This window comes from Sphingomonas sp. SFZ2018-12, assembly GCF_022496715.1.
In the GTDB taxonomy this organism is placed as follows: Bacteria; Pseudomonadota; Alphaproteobacteria; order Sphingomonadales; family Sphingomonadaceae; genus Sphingomonas.
In genome coordinates this window covers 183,154-200,279 of sequence record NZ_WTFM01000001.1, presented here as the reverse complement: position 1 = coordinate 200,279, position 17,126 = coordinate 183,154, and the positions used below count along the sequence as shown (strand labels likewise).

Below are 17,126 nucleotides of genomic sequence, written 5' to 3'. Positions count from 1 at the left end.
CGTTCCTATTGCGCTGCAGCAAGAGCGAGCGCAAGCCTCTATCCGCCGTGGTTGGCCGCGGGTCTTGCACGCGTGCTCGCGCTCGCGGTACCGCGCGGGGCGCGCCGTGCCGGTGCGACCGATGCCCATGCGCGTGCGACGACGAACATCATCACCAGCGGCATGACGAGGCCTGTCGCCAGTGCGAGATTTTCGGAGAAGCCGATCACCGCATAGCTCCACAGAAAGCTCGCCCCCGCCGAGGTGCCGAGATCGCGCGTGCGCGCCGCTTCGATGGTCAGGCGCACGGCCCCCCCGATGACGAGCAGCACATAGAAGACGAAGCCGATGATGCCGATTTCGGCCAGCACCGCCAGATACGCCTGATGCGCCGAGGTTGCCGCAGTGATGTAGCGTTCGTGCTGGCGATAGCCGATGCCGAGCAGCGGATCGTTGGCGAACAGCGCCCACGCCTCGCTCCACGCGAGCGCGCGGCCGGTCGCCCCGGATCCGATGCCGCGGCGCGGATCGTTGAGCTTGAGGAGAATATCCGCGAACTGGTCCGCGACCAGCGGGACGAGCAGTACCAGCCCGACCATGGCAACCAGATACCATCCGCGCCGGCGTTCGGGCGCGCGTGCAAAGGCAATCAGGACCATCACCCCAATCGCGACGATGCTGGCGACCATCGCGCCGCGCGCCGACGCCAGCACCATCGTCAGCACCGCCACGGCGATAATCGCGACGCGCAGCCACATCTGGCGCACCGCCGCGCTGCATGCCACCGCGATGATCGCCACCATGCCCCAATAGGTCGGCCCCGCCCGCGACGCGAGCCGGCCCCAGCTATATTCATTGAACGCGACCGCCATGACGAGGCACGCCGCGCAGCTGAGCGCGACGGTCGCCATGAAACTGTTGAAGCCGATGGTGCGGCCATGCGGGAGCGCGGCGAAGAGTGCGCCCGCCAGCAGCGTGAGCATCAGGATCAGCGCATAGGCGATGGCGCGCGGGTCGGGGTTGGCCAGCAGGCTTGCGATCACCGCGGCCGCCAGCCCGAAGGCGAGCAGGGCGAATGGCGCGAGACGCCGGGCCTCAAGCTGTCGACGGGCCATGAACGCCGCCAGTGCCGGCGGGACGATCAGCAGCAGGTTGATCGCGAAATGAAGGACGGACACCAGCACCGGCACTTCATGCGTCGACGCTTCCGAACCCGGATTTACCGCGACGAACGACGGCCGGAACAGAAGATCGACGAGAACGAAGAGGCCGAGCAGCAGGCCGAGGGCTATGCCGGCCCCGCGCGCGACGCTCTGCCGCGGATCGATGGCGACACGGCGGCGCACGTCAACCCGCCTTTCCGGCATCGCGACCTGCGGTTGCCGGCACCATGCCCTGTCGCACCCGGCGTCCGGCGATCTGCGCACCCAGCCGGATCATCGGCCTTTCGAGGGCGATGTGCAGGATCGCAGCCAACGCCAGCGAGGCCGGAACGACGATCGCCGCAAGGGTCAGCGCGGCCAGCGCGGTATCGGCGCTGATCGTGTCCCGCAGCAGGAACAACGTGACTTGGAGCACCGGCCAATGCGCCAGATAGATGCCATAGGAGCGCGCGCCGACCCAGCGCGCCGCCGCCGATCCGAACATCGCCGACCAGATGCGCGCCGCCGCGCGATCGACGGCGGTGGTCCGCTCGACCGCACCACGGCCAGCCAGAAATGCATAGAAGGCGACCCACAGCCCGATAGCCGCGAGTGCCGGCACCGCCGCGGCCAAGGCTACGCCGACGAGGGCGGCGGCAACCGGCGAAAAACGGATCCGGACGGCGCGCTCGAACAACAGCCGGCTGGCGATCCCGGCGAGGAAGAGATGCGCGGCGGCCGGAAAGACGCTCATCAGGCGGTAGTCGCCCAACAGGCCCACCCGCTCGACGACGACCGCGCCCAACAGCAGCGCGACCATGATCGCCGCGCGACGCCGGTCGGCGAGCCAGCCGATCACCACCGGTGCGATCAGATAGAATTGCCATTCAAGGCTGAGGCTCCACGCCGGGCCGAGCATAACCGCCGAGGAATAAGGCAGCACCGAATCGGGCACGATCCCCTGGAACAGCAGCAGGTGGAGGAGGAGATGGACCGGGAACGCATCCTGCTGGCTCTGATAGGTGGCGACCAGCGTGTCGCGATAGGCGAAGCCGGGGTCATCGGCCCATGGCACCGCCATCACCGCCTGCGCGCCGAGTGCGGTCGTCGCTATCCCCGGCAGCACCAACGCCAGATAAAGCGGAAACAGCCGAAAGGCGCGCCGGACGAGATAGCCCGAATAGGGTTCGCGCCGCATCGCGAGCAGATGGGTTACGACGAACCCGCTGACGATGATGAACAGCTCGACCGCCAGATGCGCGACGCCACCGCTGGACGCGAGCAGGGCAAAGCGGGCGTTGAGCCCGGTATACTGGACGACGTGCCAGCCGACGACCGCAAAGGCCAGCCACGCGCGCAACCCTTCGATTTCGTCGAAACGGACGGCGCGCGGCAGCCCTGCTGCATCACTGGCCACCCGGCCCCTCCCCCGCGTGCATCACCGCGCCGCTCCGGCGTCGCGCAGCGCATAGGCACGAACCCAATCGATCTTCATCCGCGCCGGAAAGCGGGTGCGGGCATCGGGCGCGCCGGGCCAGTCGCCGCCGATCGCCAGATTGAGCAGCATATAGGCGGGGCGATGAAAATCGGTGTTGGCGGTGCGGCGCACCTCGCGCGAATCGACGTACCAGACGATCTGTGTCGGGGTGACGAGCACGCCGTAATCGTGCGGCTGATCAACAGGCGCGGTGTCGATACGCGCCCCGTCGGCAACCTTCTTGCCCGCGACATCGCGGTGGACCGTTGCATAGATCTCGTTGTTCTTGCCGATATTCTCGAAGATATCGAGCTCCTGCTGGCCATCGGCGACCGGCCAGCCCCGCTCGACGCGCGGTTCCGGAAGCAGCCAGAATGCCGACCACAGACCCTGGCCGACCGGCATGGTCACGCGGGCCTCGAAATAGCCGTAACGCTGGCGGAACGAACGCTCGGTGGTGATCAGGCCGGACAGATAGGGCAGCGCATGGGTGCGCGGGTCGGACAGATGCGGATTGGGACGTCCGGCGATGGTCAGACTGCCCCTGCTCCATTCGAACGCGCCCAGATTGTCGTAGGGATCGCCATAATATTGCAGCTCGCGATTGGGACGCAGCGTGCGGCTTTCCCAGCCCTTGGGCGAAGCGCTGTCCTGGATGCTGAAGAAGAAGTTGGTTTTCCAGCGTCCCGCCGGCCGCCGCACCGGATGATAGAAATCGGGCGGCGTGTCGAAGGTCTCCTCGAACCGCAGGACAAGCTGACTGCGGTCGAGCATGGGGCCGGGCGCGCCGGAAGCGCCGCTGTCGCTCAGGAACAGCCCGGCAACCGCGAGCGCGATGCGCCCCTTCATGCCGATTGTGCCATCACTTCGGCCCTTTCCTCTTCCAGCCCGAGGACCCTACGCCATTTGCGCGCGAACACATCCGGTGCATGGACGTGCTGCACATAATCAAAGCCGAACCGCGCGGCGACGGCGAAGCGATCGCGAAACGCCTCCGGGTTCCGGATGATCGCGATCAGTTCGTCCTCGCCGTCGCAGACCAGCGGATAATCCCCGATCGGCATCGCCTCGAACGTGATCGCATTGCCGATCACCGGCGCGCCATGGGCAAAGGCCTCGAGCACCTTGGTCTTGATGCCGCCGCGCAGCAGCGACGGCGTCAGCAGCACGCTGCGCCCGTCATAGGCATCGGCGATGTCGTCGATATAGCCCAGCGCACGCACCCCGTCGGGCAGCGGGGTGGTCCGCTGGCGCCGGCCGATCAGCACCAGTTCGACCGGTGGCCGCTCGCGCGCCCAAAGATCGGTCAGATAGTCGATAGTCAACCGGTTCTGGGTGAGCGTGTCCGTACCGGCAAAAATGAACCGGACCGGACCGGGTTCAAGCGTCGGGTTTCGGCCGGTCGGCGTCACCATCGGCAGGATGCTGACGCGCGTTGCCGGCCCGTCGCCACGCATTTCGGTCAGGTCTTCCGACGAAACGAGCACGACCGCGTCAGCCAGATGCGTGATCGCCGCCTCGACCCCCGGCAGGGTCCGCTCCTCATAACGCAGGATCATCCGCCCGACCCCGCCGGTCAGCCAGCGCACGAAGGTCGGCGGCAGTGCCGCGGTCAGATAGCCGGCGGAGAGCGGAAAACGGCCCTCGCGCAACAGCCGGACACGCCGCGACATCAGGTCGTCCAGGTCGACGACGATCCGCTTGTCGGGATAAACTTTCCGCAGCCGGCGCAGCAGCGCGAAGGTACGCACGCCATCGAGATAGATGGTCGTGGCCTCCGGATCGATCGCCGCGATCGCGCGCCGGACGGCGCCGGGACTGGCATAGAGCACGCATTGCAGCGGCAGGACAGGGTGGCGGAACAGGCTGCAGAACCACGCCCACGCAATCCCAAGCATCGCGGTCGCGCTGCCGATCGCGGGGGGCAACAGATGTTCGCGCACATCGGCGACCTCGCGCACGGCGGCACGCACGGCGATCGCCACGCGCAGCCGGCCCGCCATTGCCTGGCCGTCGATCGGGCGGGTCCAGATCATCTGGACGATCGGGCGGGCGCGCGCGGCGCGGCTCATCGCTTCACCCTCGCGGCGATCCTTGCCAGCGGCCCCAGAAACTGCGCCGCATAGTCACCCATCGCATTGTAGCGCGTGGCGTGGCGATACAGCATCTCGCGCCGCGGAAGCGTCATTTCGGCAAAGTCAGCCGCCCGCCCCAGACTGAAAAAACCCCCGTCCCCCCGAAGCGCCAAATTCGCCTCGACCGGCGCGAGTTCGAGCGGATAGCCCGCGATCGGGCGACGACAGGGTCGCGACGAAACGAGGTGCAGGTCGGGGTCGATCGCCTCCGCCCCGGTGCGGCTCCACAGGTCGATCCGCACCGCCAGCCCCGCGAGTGCCGGATCGAGCCGCGCCGCAGCCGCCGGCGCAAGCTCGTACGACGCATCATAACATGCAACCGCGCCATCGAGCGCGTGAAGGCGCCAGGCCCGGTCGCCGACGGCGAGCATCGCGTGAAGCCCGCGACCCGTCGCAAAGGCAAGCGGACTTGTTGGCGCGATCAGATACTGGCCGGAAGCCGTCAGATAGTCGGACCAATCCTCCCCCGTCACGCCGCCGTCGCGCGCACGAGCGGCCTGTGACGGGGTCACCAGAAGCGCGACCTGACGCCCCGACCGAAGGTAGAGCGTGTCGGCGCCGTCGGGAACGGGCGTGAACGGCACGCGGTCCGCCGACCGCCAGCGCGGAAGCCCCAGCGTCGCCCCCGCCACGCCCGGCGCGTCGGCGATCGCCAGCACGGCGTCGAGATAGGAAGACAGATGAAGCGCGAACACCGCGTCGGGCGCGTGCAGCAGCACCGGCGTGGTGCTGCCCGCGACTTCATCGAGCGCGCGGTGCCAGTCCCCGGCCGCCACCGCACGTCGCGGGCATTGACCGCGCGTCATGATCTTCAGCTCACTCCCCAATTGCGGCCTGCCGGCGCGCGCGCGCCAGTTTGCGGATCAGAATTTCGGTCTGAACCGGCTTCAACATCTGAAACATCATTGCGTTGCCTGGCCGTCCGACCTGGGTCGCGCGGGCGAGCGCCCAGCGGCGTCCCAAGGACATGGCGGAAAAGTGATCGCGCGGCGCCAGGGTGAAGAAACTGCCGGGCACACCCGCGATGATCGATGCCACCGCCGGCGCATCGGAAACGAGCCCGAAGCGCAGCCTCCCGCGCCGGGCAGGCCGCGACGACAACAGGTCGGGACGCGTCAGCGCCGCCGCAGGCTTGACCCCATAGAGATCGACGTCGAAATCCGCGTCCGCCAGCGCGGGCTGCAGCGCGCGCAGCGTATCGGGTTCGGGCTCGTAGAAGATGTCGTAGCGTGCCAGCGACTGGTCGAGCGCGGGCAGCCGCCAGTCGCGCGCGCCGACGTCCATCGCGGTCTGATAGATGCTGACCGCGCGCTTGGTGTTGGTGCCGGGGCGCGCACGGTTGGTCGTCAGCGACGCGCGCGGGTACACGAAATAGCGGCCGGTCATGGCCAGATACTTCATGTAGAAGCGCTTCCAGCTATTGTCCCGCCACGCCTCGAGCTGGCGCGGGACGCCGTCGGTGACGCGGATCGGATCGCGCCCGTACCGGGCATACCATTGCCGGAAGAGTCGCCATTGCGACGCGGTCCACGCCTGGCCCCAGGATGCGGCGACCTGCATAAAATAGACATCGCTGCCGTCGTCGATCGGCTCGAAGTCCATGTTGTTGAACTCGTTGATCCGGTAATGATAGAGCGAGATGCCCGCGATCCGGTTGTCCGCGCCGAACCGGTCGATCGCGCGCTCGACATAGGCGTACAGGTGCGGCGCGGCGAGCAGGTCGTCCTCAAGCACAATGACCGCGCCATATTCCTCGCTCAGATCGCCGCAACTCAGGATATGATTACGTAAACCAAGCCGCTGCGGATGCCGGATGACCCGTTTCGGACCACGCGGCCATTCAAAAGCGTCGGCGACCTCACCGGGTCGGGGATCGCCCGACAGGTCCAGGCTGATGACCAGCGGAACGCCGTCGGGATAGGTGCCCGCGCGCAACGCGGTCAGCAGGCCGGCAAGCGCATCCGGGCGATCATAGCCGACAATGACAAGGGCGGGGGTCGCGCCGCTCAACCTGCACCTGTTTCAAACATGATCACCGCCATAATGCCCCCCCGCAGTCGCGAATATAGGCGACGGCGCGCGGCGACAGCGGATTTCGCCGTGGCCGGTCGGAACGGGCCAGCCATCGGACGAACCGTGCGATCGCGGTGCCGATACTCACCTGTCCCTTCACGCGGTAGGCGATGTACGGCGTGAACAGAAGATAGTTGGCCAGGATGTGCGGGAACGGCATGTGCAGCCAGGACATGATGTACTTGTTGACCAGCCGGTCGGTCTGCACCGCGCGCGTCGGCCGCCGCCCGGACGGATGCTCCAGCTCCTCGACCACCACGGCGGGCGAATAGCGGATGGTCCAGCCGGCATTGATCAGCCGGTAGGAAAGCTCGATTTCCTCCAGCCCATAGAAGAACTGGTCCGAAAACCCGCCCACCGCCCGGATTGCGGCGGTGCGAAAACCGACACAACCGCCGACGAATCGAAAGGTCATGAATTCGCGATCCAGGTCGACGTCCTTGCGGGTGTGCGGGATCAGGTCGACCCGGCGCGTATCCGCGCCGCGGACATGCTTGGCGATCGTGACCGCGCCAAGCCGGGGATCGGCGTCGAACAGGGCGCCAAACACCGCCAGCGGATCACTGCTTTCCACCAGAACATCATCGTCGAGCACGATGACGATGTCACCTTGTGCCGCAGCGATGCCGATGTTCCGCGCTGACACACCCTTGTTCACGCCGTCCCAGAAATACCGGGTCGCCGCGAAACCTTCGAGCAGCCGTTCACGGTCGGCGCGATCCGGGTTGTTGTCGACCAGCAGGACTTCGTAATCGGCCCGCGCCGCCACCTTTTCGCGGAGTCGCGCCAGCGTCTCCGCGAGCACCGGGTCGCGCGCGAAGGTCAGGATAACGATTGAAAAACGCGGAGTCATCGACAATGACCGGCCTCTGCCTGCTCACTGCGCGCGAGCCCTAGCTTGTTGCAACTGCGAACGCAATTGTGCCACCCCGGCGCACCAGAGGCCGGGATAGAGGGATTCTGCCGACCGCCATGCCAGTCGCCGACCGCACGATCCGCAACCTCCAGGCATTGCGCGCGGTCGCCGCGTTCATGGTCGTGCTGTATCATGCGCGCCTGCTCACCCCGGTCGGTCAGCGGGTGTCGTTCGATTTCGGCAATGCAGGCGTCGACATCTTCTTCCTGATCAGCGGCTTCATCATCGCGCACGTGACGCGCGGCGATGCACCCGAAAGCGGTTTCGTCTTTCTGCTGAAGCGGGCGATCCGCGTCATCCCGCTCTACTGGCTGCTGACGCTCGCGCTGTTCGCGGCTGCCCAGGTGGCGCCGCAGCTGGCCGGCAGTGGCGGCAAGCCGGGCGTCGTCGAGCTGGCGAAATCGCTGCTGTTCGTCCCCTATGTCGATGCGAGCGGCGAGCGGCACCCCATCTTGTTCATGGGCTGGACGCTCAACTACGAAATCTTCTTCTACCTGCTCGGCGGCGCAGCGTTGATGTTGCGGCGCGAAATCGCCCGGATCGCCGCGATCAGCGCGGTGTTGGGGGCGCTCGTTCTTGCCGGCTTCGTCCTGCGCCCGGAAGGCGCGATCCTCGCGACCTATACCGACCTGCTGATGATCGAATTCGCCATCGGCATGTGGCTCAACCTGGCCTTTCGCCGCATGCCGATGCGCGCGCGCGGGCGCGGTTACCGACTGGCCAGCATGGCCCTGTGCATCGCCGGCATGGCACTGTTGATCGCGGGCGATTATTTCTGGCCCGGGCTGGTCCGCGAAGTGAAGTGGGGGGTGCCCGCGATGATGATCGTCGGCGGCGCGCTGGCGCTCGAACATGGCGGCGCGACCGCGCGTTCGCGCGCGCTGATGCTGATGGGCGAGGCGAGCTACGCGGTTTATCTGACACACGCCTTCGTCATCAAGGCGGTCAGTATCGCACTGGGCCTGGCCGGCCTCGCAACGATGTCGTGGGGGCCGTCGGTATTGATCCTGCTCGGCGTCTACGCGCTCGTCGCGGCGGTGGGGATCGCGGTCCACCTGGCAATCGAAAAGCCGTTGACGCAGGGGCTGCGCGCACGCGCGCTCCGCGACCCTCCCGCGCCCGCGTCGCGCGCACGCACCGAAGCAGCGGGAAGCTAAGCGCACCGACGGACGCCCGCAACCGCGAGCTAGGTGCGCGCGATCGGTTCGAACTCGAAGCGGATTTCCATGTGGTCGCCCTGTGGGCGGCAGCGAAGCTCGTGCGCGTCTTCCACCACATTGTAGCGGCGCGACCATTGGCCGGGCACGATTTCGAGCGTGCCGCCGATGACGGTCATCCGCACGCGATGTGCGGTGCCGACCAGTTCGACACCGTCGGCACCGTGCGCACCGATCCGCCAGGCGTCGGGGACCAGCAGCCGCGTCATCCGTTCGCCCCCGCCGCGATCCCAGCGGTCGCGGAGCGACAGCCCGTCCGGAGTCAGCACGACCTCGCGCGCGACACCGATTCCGGCGAATTCCAGCGCGCCCGATGCCAATTGCATCGCGCCGTCGGTGGCGAGCAGCCGCGCCGCCGCGCGCCGGCCGACCTTGAACGAGCCGAGATATTCGACCGGCTTTTCGCCGACGATCATCGGGCCATTGTGCCGATCCCAGGCGCGCAGCCGGTCGCGCTCCGCCCCGGCGGAATAGCGGTAGGTTCCGGGATCGACGATCAACCGCTCGCTCCCCAAGCTGACCTCGACGCTCAGGAAATCGGCGTGACCATGCCCCGGATTGCTGTCGATGCCGATCGGCCCGGCATCGAACAGGACGACGGCCGCGCCGGAGGCCAGCCGGACATAACCGGCATCGCGCATCGCATGAAACGCGGGCGGCGCGATGGCGGGCACGACCACCGGCGCGGGCGGCACCTCGTCGAACCAGCCATCGTTCATCATCGACGGATGGCCGTCGCCCAGGCACAACGCGGCGAAGGCGGTTTCGACCGCGGCGAGCCGATCCGCGAGCAGCGCGCGCTGGGCCGGCGTCCACAGATCGACAGCGGACAGCACCCGCAGGCTCTGGACGCACAATCCCTGATACATCGGACAGCGCTCTCGCTGGACGCCGTCATCACCAAAGGAATCCCGCACGATCGCATCGAACTGGCCGCGCAATTCGCGTGCGACCCCGTCGGGCATCTGGCCCGCCGCCAGCGCATAGAGCGCCAGCGCCGACAGGTTGCGCTCAAGATGATTGCAGCCGAGCTCGGTCTCGAGGTTGCGCAGCAGATAGGCGACCTGCACGCGCAGAAACCGCTCGACCACCTGCCATGCCGGGGTGCCGACCAGTGCGCGGGGCAGCCGGATCAACGTCGCGGCCAGCGCCAGCGTGCGCTGCGACACGGCATAGGGGTGCCACAATTCGCCGAAGTCCGCGCGGCTTTCGAAGCGCGCGGCCGCATCGAAGCCCGTGACGAGTTCGGCGGCGAATGCCAGCCCCTCGGCCGGCTGGGCGTCGGCGACCGCGCAGACATAGCCCATGAACGCCAGGTTGGACCGCCAAAGTTGATGGTTTCCCTCATCCATCGCGATCCGCCAGTCGATCGCCCCGACCCCGCCGAAATCATGCGTGCGATTGAGGAAAGTGAATCGCCCGGCCAGGCACTGCGGCACATTCTTCGCGTGCTTGGCACCGAAAAAGGTCGCGACCGTCGCAGCGGCCGCCCGCGCCGCCGGCGACGGTGCAGCGGCGATCGCGGGCAGTGCCGCCGCCTCGCGCGCCAGAACCGCCCGATAGGCCGTCGCGCGTCGCGGAACCCACCGGTCGCGCACGCGCCGGCGCAAATGCCCGAGCAGCATGTGTGGCGGCACGTACGCGATGGCGCGTGCCGCAATGGTAAGGCGGTCGAATCGCGAACGGTTCATGGTCAAGGTCGCGGCGTCGCCGTCGTGTGCGAGGCGAGCAGCGTGATGTCGCCACCGATTTCCGCGTTCACCAAGGGCCGATGCGTCAGGATCGCGCCGCCGCCCGGCTCGCCCGGAAACCGCCGACCGTAATATTCGTACCACGCGACCATCTGGCCAAAAAATGCCCCGCGCGGGTCGACAAAGGGCAGCTGCTTCGCACCCGACAGCGACGCCATGCGCGACGGATCGCCGATGCTTCCGGTCGCAAAGCGCACCAGCCGCCGCAACGCACCGCCATGATCGCGATACAGATCGACGCGATCGATCAACGCCAGTTCTGCGGTCATCACCAGCGGGGTCGCCGCGTAGAGATGATAGTGGCGAGCGCGTTCGCCGCGTGCCAGTTCGAGCGGCAGCGCGCCCTCTGCATTGACCTGTGCCAGCCCGATCCGCGCCGACGCCAGCGCCCAGTCGCGCAGGCCGCGATCCTGCGTCACCCGCCCGACCGCCATGGCCGCGAGTCCGGCCCAGTAGCGGTGATTGTTGCGCGCGGTCGTGTTGGTCAGTCCGTCGTGATGGCGGCGCAGATCGTCAGCCATCCGCGCGAACCAGGCGAGGATGCGCGGACGCGGATCGTCCCCCGCGATCTCCAGCCGGGCCACCTGCGCATAGGCGAGCGCCCAGCCCGACAGATTGACCGCGCGCACGAACTGCGCGTCATGGGTCAGCATTCGCTGCATGGCGTCGGCGCGCGCCCATTGGTCGAGCCAGCGCAGCACGCACGCGCCCGATGCCGTGTCGCGCCCCTGGCTGCGGACGTAGCGGTTGGCATAGGTCGCAGTGCGACGGGTCAGATCGACCAGCGGGGCAATCTGTGCGCGCCGGATCGCCTCGCGTGCGTCGTCCACCTTGGAAAAGGTCGCGTCGCCCGTCTGGTAACTGGTCTGATTGGCCAGCGCGATCAGGGGTTCTGGCGCGGCGGCGCATGCGACATGGTGTGCGAGAATGCGGCCGGCCGGTGATGGCGCGACGGCCGCTTCTGCGGTAGGTGCGGCCAATACGGCCGACAGCCCCGCTACGACCATGCGGGTACTCAGATGCAACGCCATACTCCCGTTCCCCTCGCTGGAGACCCAATGCCCGGCCTCATTAGCCAAGGAGATCGCCCGGGTCACGACCGATCTTGTGCAAGTGCGAAAGGATGTGGGATAAACCCGATGGACGCCGGTCAATGCCGTACGGGCGCTTCACTGCCCGAAGGGACCGGTCCGGAATGACGACGGAAGTGACGAAATGATCGTTTCGACTGCTGGTCCAGGAGCACCGCGTCCGGCGCGGCCGTCGACGGCGCTCGTGTTGCACGGCGGATCGGCACGGCGCGGCGAGGGCGCGGGAACGGCGGCACAGCGCGCGACGCTCTATGCGTTCGCCGCGATGCTCTTCACGCTCATCGTCCTCCAGAAATTCGGGGTTCCGGCTGCCGGCACGGTTGCGAGCTTCAGCCTGATCGGCTTTTCGCTGTCGCATCTCTATCTGGTCGTCCGGGGGGTATTGAAGCTCAATCCGGTCCGCCTGATCCTGTATTCGCTGTTTCTGGTGAGCGCGATCGTCAGCCAGTTCTTCGCGACGCTGCCGCCGTCCTTCCCCAGCCTGTTGCTGGTCGCGCTGATCTATTTCATTTGCTGTTTCGAGATTCAGTGCAGCAAGGAAACCTATCTAAAATGCCTCTCGATGTTCCAGAATGCGATCGTCGGGGTATGCGGCCTGACGCTGCTCCAGCACGCCATCCAGATCGTGTGGTCGGCGGATTACTGGATCAATCTCGACGAGCTTATTCCGCCGTCCTTTCGATACGTGCAGTTCGTCTATCTTCAGCCGCTTGAATGGGGTTCGAGGTTCTACAAGCCCAACGCCTATTTCTTTCTGGAAGTGTCGATCCTCTCGCAATTCGTCGGGATGGCGCTGCTTATCGAGGTAATCTGGTTCCAGCGGCTGTGGCGCCTGGCGCTGTACAGCGTGGTCATGCTGTCGGCATTTGCCGGCACCGGGCTGTTGCTCGTCCTGTCGGCGATGCCGCTGGTCCTGTTGCGCACGTCGCCGCGGGTCGCGGGCCTGCTGGCGGCGGCACTGCTCATCCTGCCCCCGGCGGTCTTTCTGTCGGGCTGGTACGAGGCGGTCCAGCATCGCATCACCGAACTGAACCGTCCGAATACCAGCGGCAACCAGCGGTTCGTCGCCCCCATCATCGAAATGCGCGAATTCTACAAGCGACCGGAAGCGATCTATTCGGGGAAGGGTGCGGGCAACATCCTTCAGAACCCGGACATCGTGTGGTGGTCGCTCGCCAAGGTCAGCGTCGAATATGGCCTGATCTCGACGGTGCTTTTCCACATCTTCCTGATCCACATGCTGTTCTCGCGAACGCCGACGCGACGGCTCGCGCTCGGGTTGCTGGTGTCGTTCGTGTTCCTCAACGGGTCGTTGGCGGTGCCGGTCAACGGCTTCATCTGCTACCTGCTCGCCGGGCTGCTGCGTCCCGACCTTTCGATCCGGCGCCTCAATCCGGGCGGCCTGTGGGCTACCGCATTCGACCCCAGACGCTACGACCAGGACGGCGTGGCGCGCGGGTCGATTCCGCAGCGCAGCGCAACCGGCTAGCGCCGCACGCGGGGGTCCGTTTCATCGGAACGGATCGGCGCTCGCCCGCTTCGCGGTGAACGGTGTCGGGTTCAGGTCGGGAAGCCCGCGCGATGCCGCCCGAGCGGCTGCCATCCCCCCGGCGATCCGCTATTGCCCGCGAGACGGCAGCCGAACATCGCACGGTTGCCCAGGCGCGTTCGCCTGAACAGGGTTGAGAGGTCGGCGTAGATGACCCAGTCCAAACCGAAGCAATTCGTGTCGGTCCAGTATCTCCGCGCACTGGCGGCGATCATCGTCATCCTGCACCACGCGCGGAACCCCCGGCCGTGGCTGTTCAACCCGGTGCCCGACCTGGGCATCGGCCAGGCGGGCGTGGACATCTTCTTCATCATCAGCGGGTTCATCATGTATGAATCGGCGCGCGGCGAGGCACCGGCGGAATTCGTACGGCGACGGATCGTCCGCGTGGTGCCGCTCTACTGGATCGCGACCCTCCTGACGTTGCTGGTCGCGGCGGGCTCCCCGCTGACCTGGGACGGAAGGATCCTCGGCGATCTCGTCCAGTCGCTGCTGTTCATCCCGCATTACAATCTGGAGCATCCCGATCGGATCTGGCCGGTGCTGATCCCCGGCTGGACGCTCAATTTCGAGATGTTCTTCTATCTGCTGTTCGCGATCGCGATCGCGACCCGCCGGCTGCTCGTCTCGATCAGCGCGACGCTTTGCGCGCTTGTCGCGGCCGGGCTCGCATTCCGGTTCGAGAACCCCATCCTGCTGACCTATACCGATCCGCTGATCGCCGAGTTTTTGATGGGGATCCTGTTGGCGCGCTATCGCGAAAAGCTGGCGCATCCGCCGGCGATGCTGCTGTTGCCGGTCGGGATCGCGGCACTGGCGGCAAGCGCCGCCGTGATGGGCCCGCGCGTCCTGTCCTGGGGACTGCCTGCATTCGCAATCGTGGCGGGCGCGCTGGCGGTCGAGGCCAATCACCGGCTGCCGCGCGTGCCGCTGCTGTCACATCTGGGCGACGCGAGCTATTCGATCTACCTGTTTCAGATCATCGTGGTCGCTGGAATGGGACGCGTGCTCCGGCTGTTGCCGCTTACCGGTCCGGTGCAGTTCGCGGCGATGGTCCTCGGCAGCCTGGGTGGCGCAATCGTGATCGGGCTGATCGCGCACCATGCGATCGAGCGCCCGCTCCACCGCGTGCTCAATCGTCGACGCAGGCGCCCCGCGCCGGAAAGCGCCCCGCCGCACGTTGCACCAGTCAGCCTGACCGCGCGTTGATCGTCGCAAACAGGTCGACGATCACGCGGCCGCGATCGCGCCAGTCGAAGGCACCGTCGCATGCCGCGAAGGCGCTTTCCTGAAACGCATTCAGGCGCGGCAGGTCATCGACAAGCGCCACCGCCAGTCGCGCGAGTTCGGGGAGCGTCGGCGCTTCGGCGAAGTCGCGATCGGCCGCCAGCGGCAGGCCGTCGATCGCGCCGTCAAGTCCCGCCAGCGGCACGCGCGCGAAGACGAGATCGAGCAGGCGGAGCTTGACTCCGCGCCCGACGAAATCGGGGATGACGCCCAGCCGGCAGGTCTGGAGATGCGCCACGAGATCGTCGACATAGCCGCGGATCGTGACTTCGGGAAAACGCTGCGCGATATCGTCGCGCAGGCCCGCGTCGAGCGCGCCGATGACTTCCATCTCGACCCCGGCCGCCGCGATGATCGCCGCCGATTCCGCCAGCCACCGCAGCAGCACCTGTTGCTTCTGCTGAGATCCGCGCCCGCCCAGCAACGCGATGCGGCGCGGGACCGATGCGTCGATGACACGCGCGGCGACGCGCGGCCCGGCATAGCCGGGCGTGGTCGTGACGAAGCGCTTGTCGGGTGCCTGACGGGCATAGAGCGCGGCTTCGGAAGGGTTGATGACACTGATCGCGTCGCTTGCCGCCACCACGCGCTGTTCCCAACGGGCGACTTTCGCACCGTCGACGCGCAGCGCCGCCTGACGCAGCGCCCCGCCGCCATAGGCGCGGTACTTCTCGGCACGCGCCTCCGCCTCGAACTCGTGCGACAGATAGAGCACCGGCAGCCTGCGACCCGCGCGGCGCTGCCCATCGATCGCGGCGAGCGCGTGCGCACTGCCGAGATGATCGAGCACGACCCCGTCCCACGCTTCGCGCAGCAGCCGATCGAGCGTGGCCCGATAGGCCGGCGTCGCGCCGCGCCACACGATGTTCGGCATGGCCGAAGCGAGCGATCGCGCCGACGCCGCGCGAGCGCGCGGTACGATGCGCCAGTGCACGCCGTGCGCGTCGAACGATCCCGGCTCGACGGCACCGTTGCTCGCCGCGAGCACCGTCACATCGGCGGCCTGACCCAGCGATTCGATGACGCCGGCCGAATAGACCATGTCGCCGCCGGTCGCGGGCAGATAGGGATAAGTGCGGGTGAGATAGAGCAGACGCGGCTTTCGTGTGCCGGAAGCGTCGGTGGAACCGGGACCCATCATGCGCGATCCTCCGATGAAGCGGCGTCGCCCATCTGCGTCCGCCAACGCCCGGCAGCAATGCGTTCGGCGACGCGCAGGTTGGCAAGGTTCAGCGCATGGGTCGCGAGCAGCGCGACGCACGCACCGATCAGGCCCCATGGCTGGGCCAGCGCCAGGCTGGCGATGGCGACGACGGCGGCGATGATCCGCGTGACGAGCAGGGTCCGGCTTGCGCGCAGCACGATCAACAGCGTCTCCGAAGGCTGGTTCATGCAGATCAGGAAAAAGACGAGCGCCAGCCCGCGCACCGCATTCGCCTGTCCGACATAGCGGTCGCCGAAGGCGAGCGTCAGCAGCGGCTCCGCAAACAGGATCAGCGCGCCGAGATAGGTGCCGGTGATCAGTGCGAGCAATTTGCGGGTCTGGCCAATCGAGCGGAACAGGCCGGGCAAACCCTCGCTCGCCAGCGCGCGCGCCGCGCGCGGCTTGTCGAGCGAGTCGACCGCGGTGACCATGCTGATCGCCGGGTTGGTCAGCGTCCGCGCCGCGGTGAATGCCGCGGCCGCACCCGCACCGCCGAAAATGCCGACGAAGACAACCACCGAACTGTTGTAGACGGCGTAAGGGATATTGGTCATCGCCTGCCAGAAGGCGAAGCTGCGGTTTGCCCACCACAGCCTGAAGCCCGCCGCGACATCGAACCGTCCGGGGGGTGCTGCCCACGTCGCGGTGGCGGCACCGCCGATCCCCGCGAACACCCAGGCCATCGCCCCGAGCAGCGGCGTCGCCCCGCCGCGCGATGCCAGCACCGCGGCGGCGACGCCCAGGTTGAGGAGGAGGTAGACGGTGGACGCCAGCGCCGCGGTCGCGGGCAGCCGACGCTGATAGAGCACCCGCCGGCCAAATTCGAACAATAGCAGCGGCGGGCTGACGAGAACGGTCAGCGCGATCCCCTGAACCAGCCAGGGGCTGTCCCCCGCAACCTGTGCGGTCGCCGCCGCGATGACCGCGAGAATCGCCGCGATGACGACCAGTGACAGCAGGTTGAACCACCACCAGCGGCCCTCGACCGCAACGGCATCGTCGGTGCCCGACGCGTCGAGGATGAAGGGCAGCACGATCGCGGTCCGGTGCATGCCGAGGACGAAATAGTGGACGCCCAGCATCGTGCCGATCGCGGCGAAATCGTCGGGGACGAGTGCGCGCGCGAGCAGGATGTTGACCGCGACATTGGCGACACCCTGAATCCCCTGCTCGGCGAAGGACGCCAGGCGATTCTGCATCGCAGCAATCTTCCCACCGCCGGGAAAGCGCCGCAGGTTCCGATTAATCCACTCGTCAAAGCCCTGCATTGCGTCTCCACATGCGGGACGCGACGGTTCGCGCGCC

14 protein-coding genes are annotated in these 17,126 nt (G+C 67.2%); 3 read left to right on the top strand and 11 right to left on the bottom strand.

What is annotated here, in order from left to right:
• Positions 1-38: 38 nt before the first annotated feature.
• The 7 genes from GO308_RS18695 to GO308_RS00950 are packed head-to-tail and all read right to left on the bottom strand — an operon-like array spanning position 39 to position 7,659.
• On the bottom strand, positions 39-1,325 hold the full coding sequence (locus GO308_RS18695; RefSeq protein WP_240883553.1) for an O-antigen ligase family protein: 1,287 nt from the start codon (positions 1,323-1,325) through the stop codon (positions 39-41).
• 1 nt (position 1,326) lies between these two features.
• The gene (locus GO308_RS00975) at positions 1,327-2,538 is read right to left on the bottom strand and encodes an acyltransferase (RefSeq protein ID WP_240883552.1); all 1,212 of its coding nucleotides are present in this window, start codon (positions 2,536-2,538) and stop codon (positions 1,327-1,329) included.
• A gap of 21 nt (positions 2,539-2,559) precedes the next feature.
• Complete coding sequence (locus GO308_RS00970) at positions 2,560-3,447, bottom strand: glycoside hydrolase family 16 protein (RefSeq protein WP_240883551.1); 888 nt, start codon at positions 3,445-3,447, stop codon at positions 2,560-2,562.
• Complete coding sequence (locus GO308_RS00965; RefSeq protein ID WP_240883550.1) at positions 3,444-4,670, bottom strand: glycosyltransferase; 1,227 nt, start codon at positions 4,668-4,670, stop codon at positions 3,444-3,446. The genes GO308_RS00970 and GO308_RS00965 overlap by 4 nt, the downstream gene beginning before the upstream one ends.
• A complete protein-coding gene (locus GO308_RS00960) occupies positions 4,667-5,539 on the bottom strand; it encodes a hypothetical protein (RefSeq protein WP_066684563.1) in 873 nt (290 codons plus the stop codon). The genes GO308_RS00965 and GO308_RS00960 overlap by 4 nt, the downstream gene beginning before the upstream one ends.
• A gap of 10 nt (positions 5,540-5,549) precedes the next feature.
• Positions 5,550-6,743 (bottom strand): hypothetical protein, encoded by a 1,194-nt coding sequence (locus tag GO308_RS00955; RefSeq protein ID WP_240883549.1) that lies wholly within the window; start codon positions 6,741-6,743, stop codon positions 5,550-5,552.
• A gap of 22 nt (positions 6,744-6,765) precedes the next feature.
• On the bottom strand, positions 6,766-7,659 hold the full coding sequence (locus GO308_RS00950; protein WP_066480308.1) for a glycosyltransferase: 894 nt from the start codon (positions 7,657-7,659) through the stop codon (positions 6,766-6,768).
• A 119-nt stretch (positions 7,660-7,778) separates the two neighbouring features.
• Here GO308_RS00950 and GO308_RS00945 point away from each other — a divergent pair, with 119 nt between their 5' ends.
• Positions 7,779-8,879 carry an acyltransferase gene (locus GO308_RS00945; protein ID WP_240883548.1) on the top strand — a complete coding sequence of 367 codons (1,101 nt, stop codon included), beginning with the start codon at positions 7,779-7,781 and terminating at the stop codon, positions 8,877-8,879.
• A 29-nt stretch (positions 8,880-8,908) separates the two neighbouring features.
• On the opposite strand, the gene GO308_RS00940 is transcribed toward GO308_RS00945, so the two are convergent.
• Both GO308_RS00940 and GO308_RS00935 read right to left on the bottom strand, forming a co-directional pair.
• Positions 8,909-10,630 (bottom strand): heparinase II/III-family protein, encoded by a 1,722-nt coding sequence (locus GO308_RS00940; protein WP_240883547.1) that lies wholly within the window; start codon positions 10,628-10,630, stop codon positions 8,909-8,911.
• Positions 10,631-10,632: 2 nt separating this feature from the next.
• Positions 10,633-11,721, bottom strand: coding sequence for an alginate lyase family protein (locus GO308_RS00935; protein WP_066480304.1), 1,089 nt, complete (start codon positions 11,719-11,721; stop codon positions 10,633-10,635).
• Positions 11,722-11,905: 184 nt separating this feature from the next.
• On the opposite strand from GO308_RS00935, the gene GO308_RS00930 reads away from it, so the two are divergent.
• Together GO308_RS00930 and GO308_RS00925 are read left to right on the top strand one after the other, a co-directional pair.
• Positions 11,906-13,270 (top strand): hypothetical protein, encoded by a 1,365-nt coding sequence (locus GO308_RS00930; protein WP_240883546.1) that lies wholly within the window; start codon positions 11,906-11,908, stop codon positions 13,268-13,270.
• A gap of 210 nt (positions 13,271-13,480) precedes the next feature.
• Entirely contained in the window at positions 13,481-14,539 is a 1,059-nt protein-coding gene (locus GO308_RS00925; protein ID WP_066480300.1) for an acyltransferase, read from the top strand.
• Here the strand turns inward: GO308_RS00925 and GO308_RS00920 are convergent.
• Positions 14,520-15,758 (bottom strand): hypothetical protein, encoded by a 1,239-nt coding sequence (locus GO308_RS00920; RefSeq protein WP_066480298.1) that lies wholly within the window; start codon positions 15,756-15,758, stop codon positions 14,520-14,522. The two genes, GO308_RS00925 and GO308_RS00920, sit on opposite strands and share 20 nt — an antisense overlap.
• On the bottom strand, positions 15,755-17,020 hold the full coding sequence (locus GO308_RS00915) for a hypothetical protein (protein WP_240883545.1): 1,266 nt from the start codon (positions 17,018-17,020) through the stop codon (positions 15,755-15,757). Before GO308_RS00915 ends, GO308_RS00920 begins: the two co-directional genes overlap by 4 nt.
• Positions 17,021-17,126 lie beyond the last annotated feature (106 nt).

Excerpts from the sequence above, each read along its gene's own strand:
- GO308_RS00915 (WP_240883545.1), bottom strand. The coding sequence starts at position 17,020 with ATGCAGAATCGCCTGGCGTCCTTCGCCGAGCAGGGGATTCAGGGTGTC.
- GO308_RS00930 (WP_240883546.1), top strand. The coding sequence starts at position 11,906 with ATGATCGTTTCGACTGCTGGTCCAGGAGCACCGCGTCCGGCGCGGCCG.
- GO308_RS00965 (WP_240883550.1), bottom strand. The coding sequence starts at position 4,670 with ATGAGCCGCGCCGCGCGCGCCCGCCCGATCGTCCAGATGATCTGGACC.
- GO308_RS00970 (WP_240883551.1), bottom strand. The coding sequence starts at position 3,447 with ATGAAGGGGCGCATCGCGCTCGCGGTTGCCGGGCTGTTCCTGAGCGAC.
- GO308_RS00950 (WP_066480308.1), bottom strand. The coding sequence starts at position 7,659 with ATGACTCCGCGTTTTTCAATCGTTATCCTGACCTTCGCGCGCGACCCG.
- GO308_RS00920 (WP_066480298.1), bottom strand. The coding sequence starts at position 15,758 with ATGATGGGTCCCGGTTCCACCGACGCTTCCGGCACACGAAAGCCGCGT.
- GO308_RS00935 (WP_066480304.1), bottom strand. The coding sequence starts at position 11,721 with ATGGCGTTGCATCTGAGTACCCGCATGGTCGTAGCGGGGCTGTCGGCC.
- GO308_RS00940 (WP_240883547.1), bottom strand. The coding sequence starts at position 10,630 with ATGAACCGTTCGCGATTCGACCGCCTTACCATTGCGGCACGCGCCATC.
- GO308_RS00945 (WP_240883548.1), top strand. The coding sequence starts at position 7,779 with ATGCCAGTCGCCGACCGCACGATCCGCAACCTCCAGGCATTGCGCGCG.
- GO308_RS00925 (WP_066480300.1), top strand. The coding sequence starts at position 13,481 with ATGACCCAGTCCAAACCGAAGCAATTCGTGTCGGTCCAGTATCTCCGC.
- GO308_RS00960 (WP_066684563.1), bottom strand. The coding sequence starts at position 5,539 with ATGACGCGCGGTCAATGCCCGCGACGTGCGGTGGCGGCCGGGGACTGG.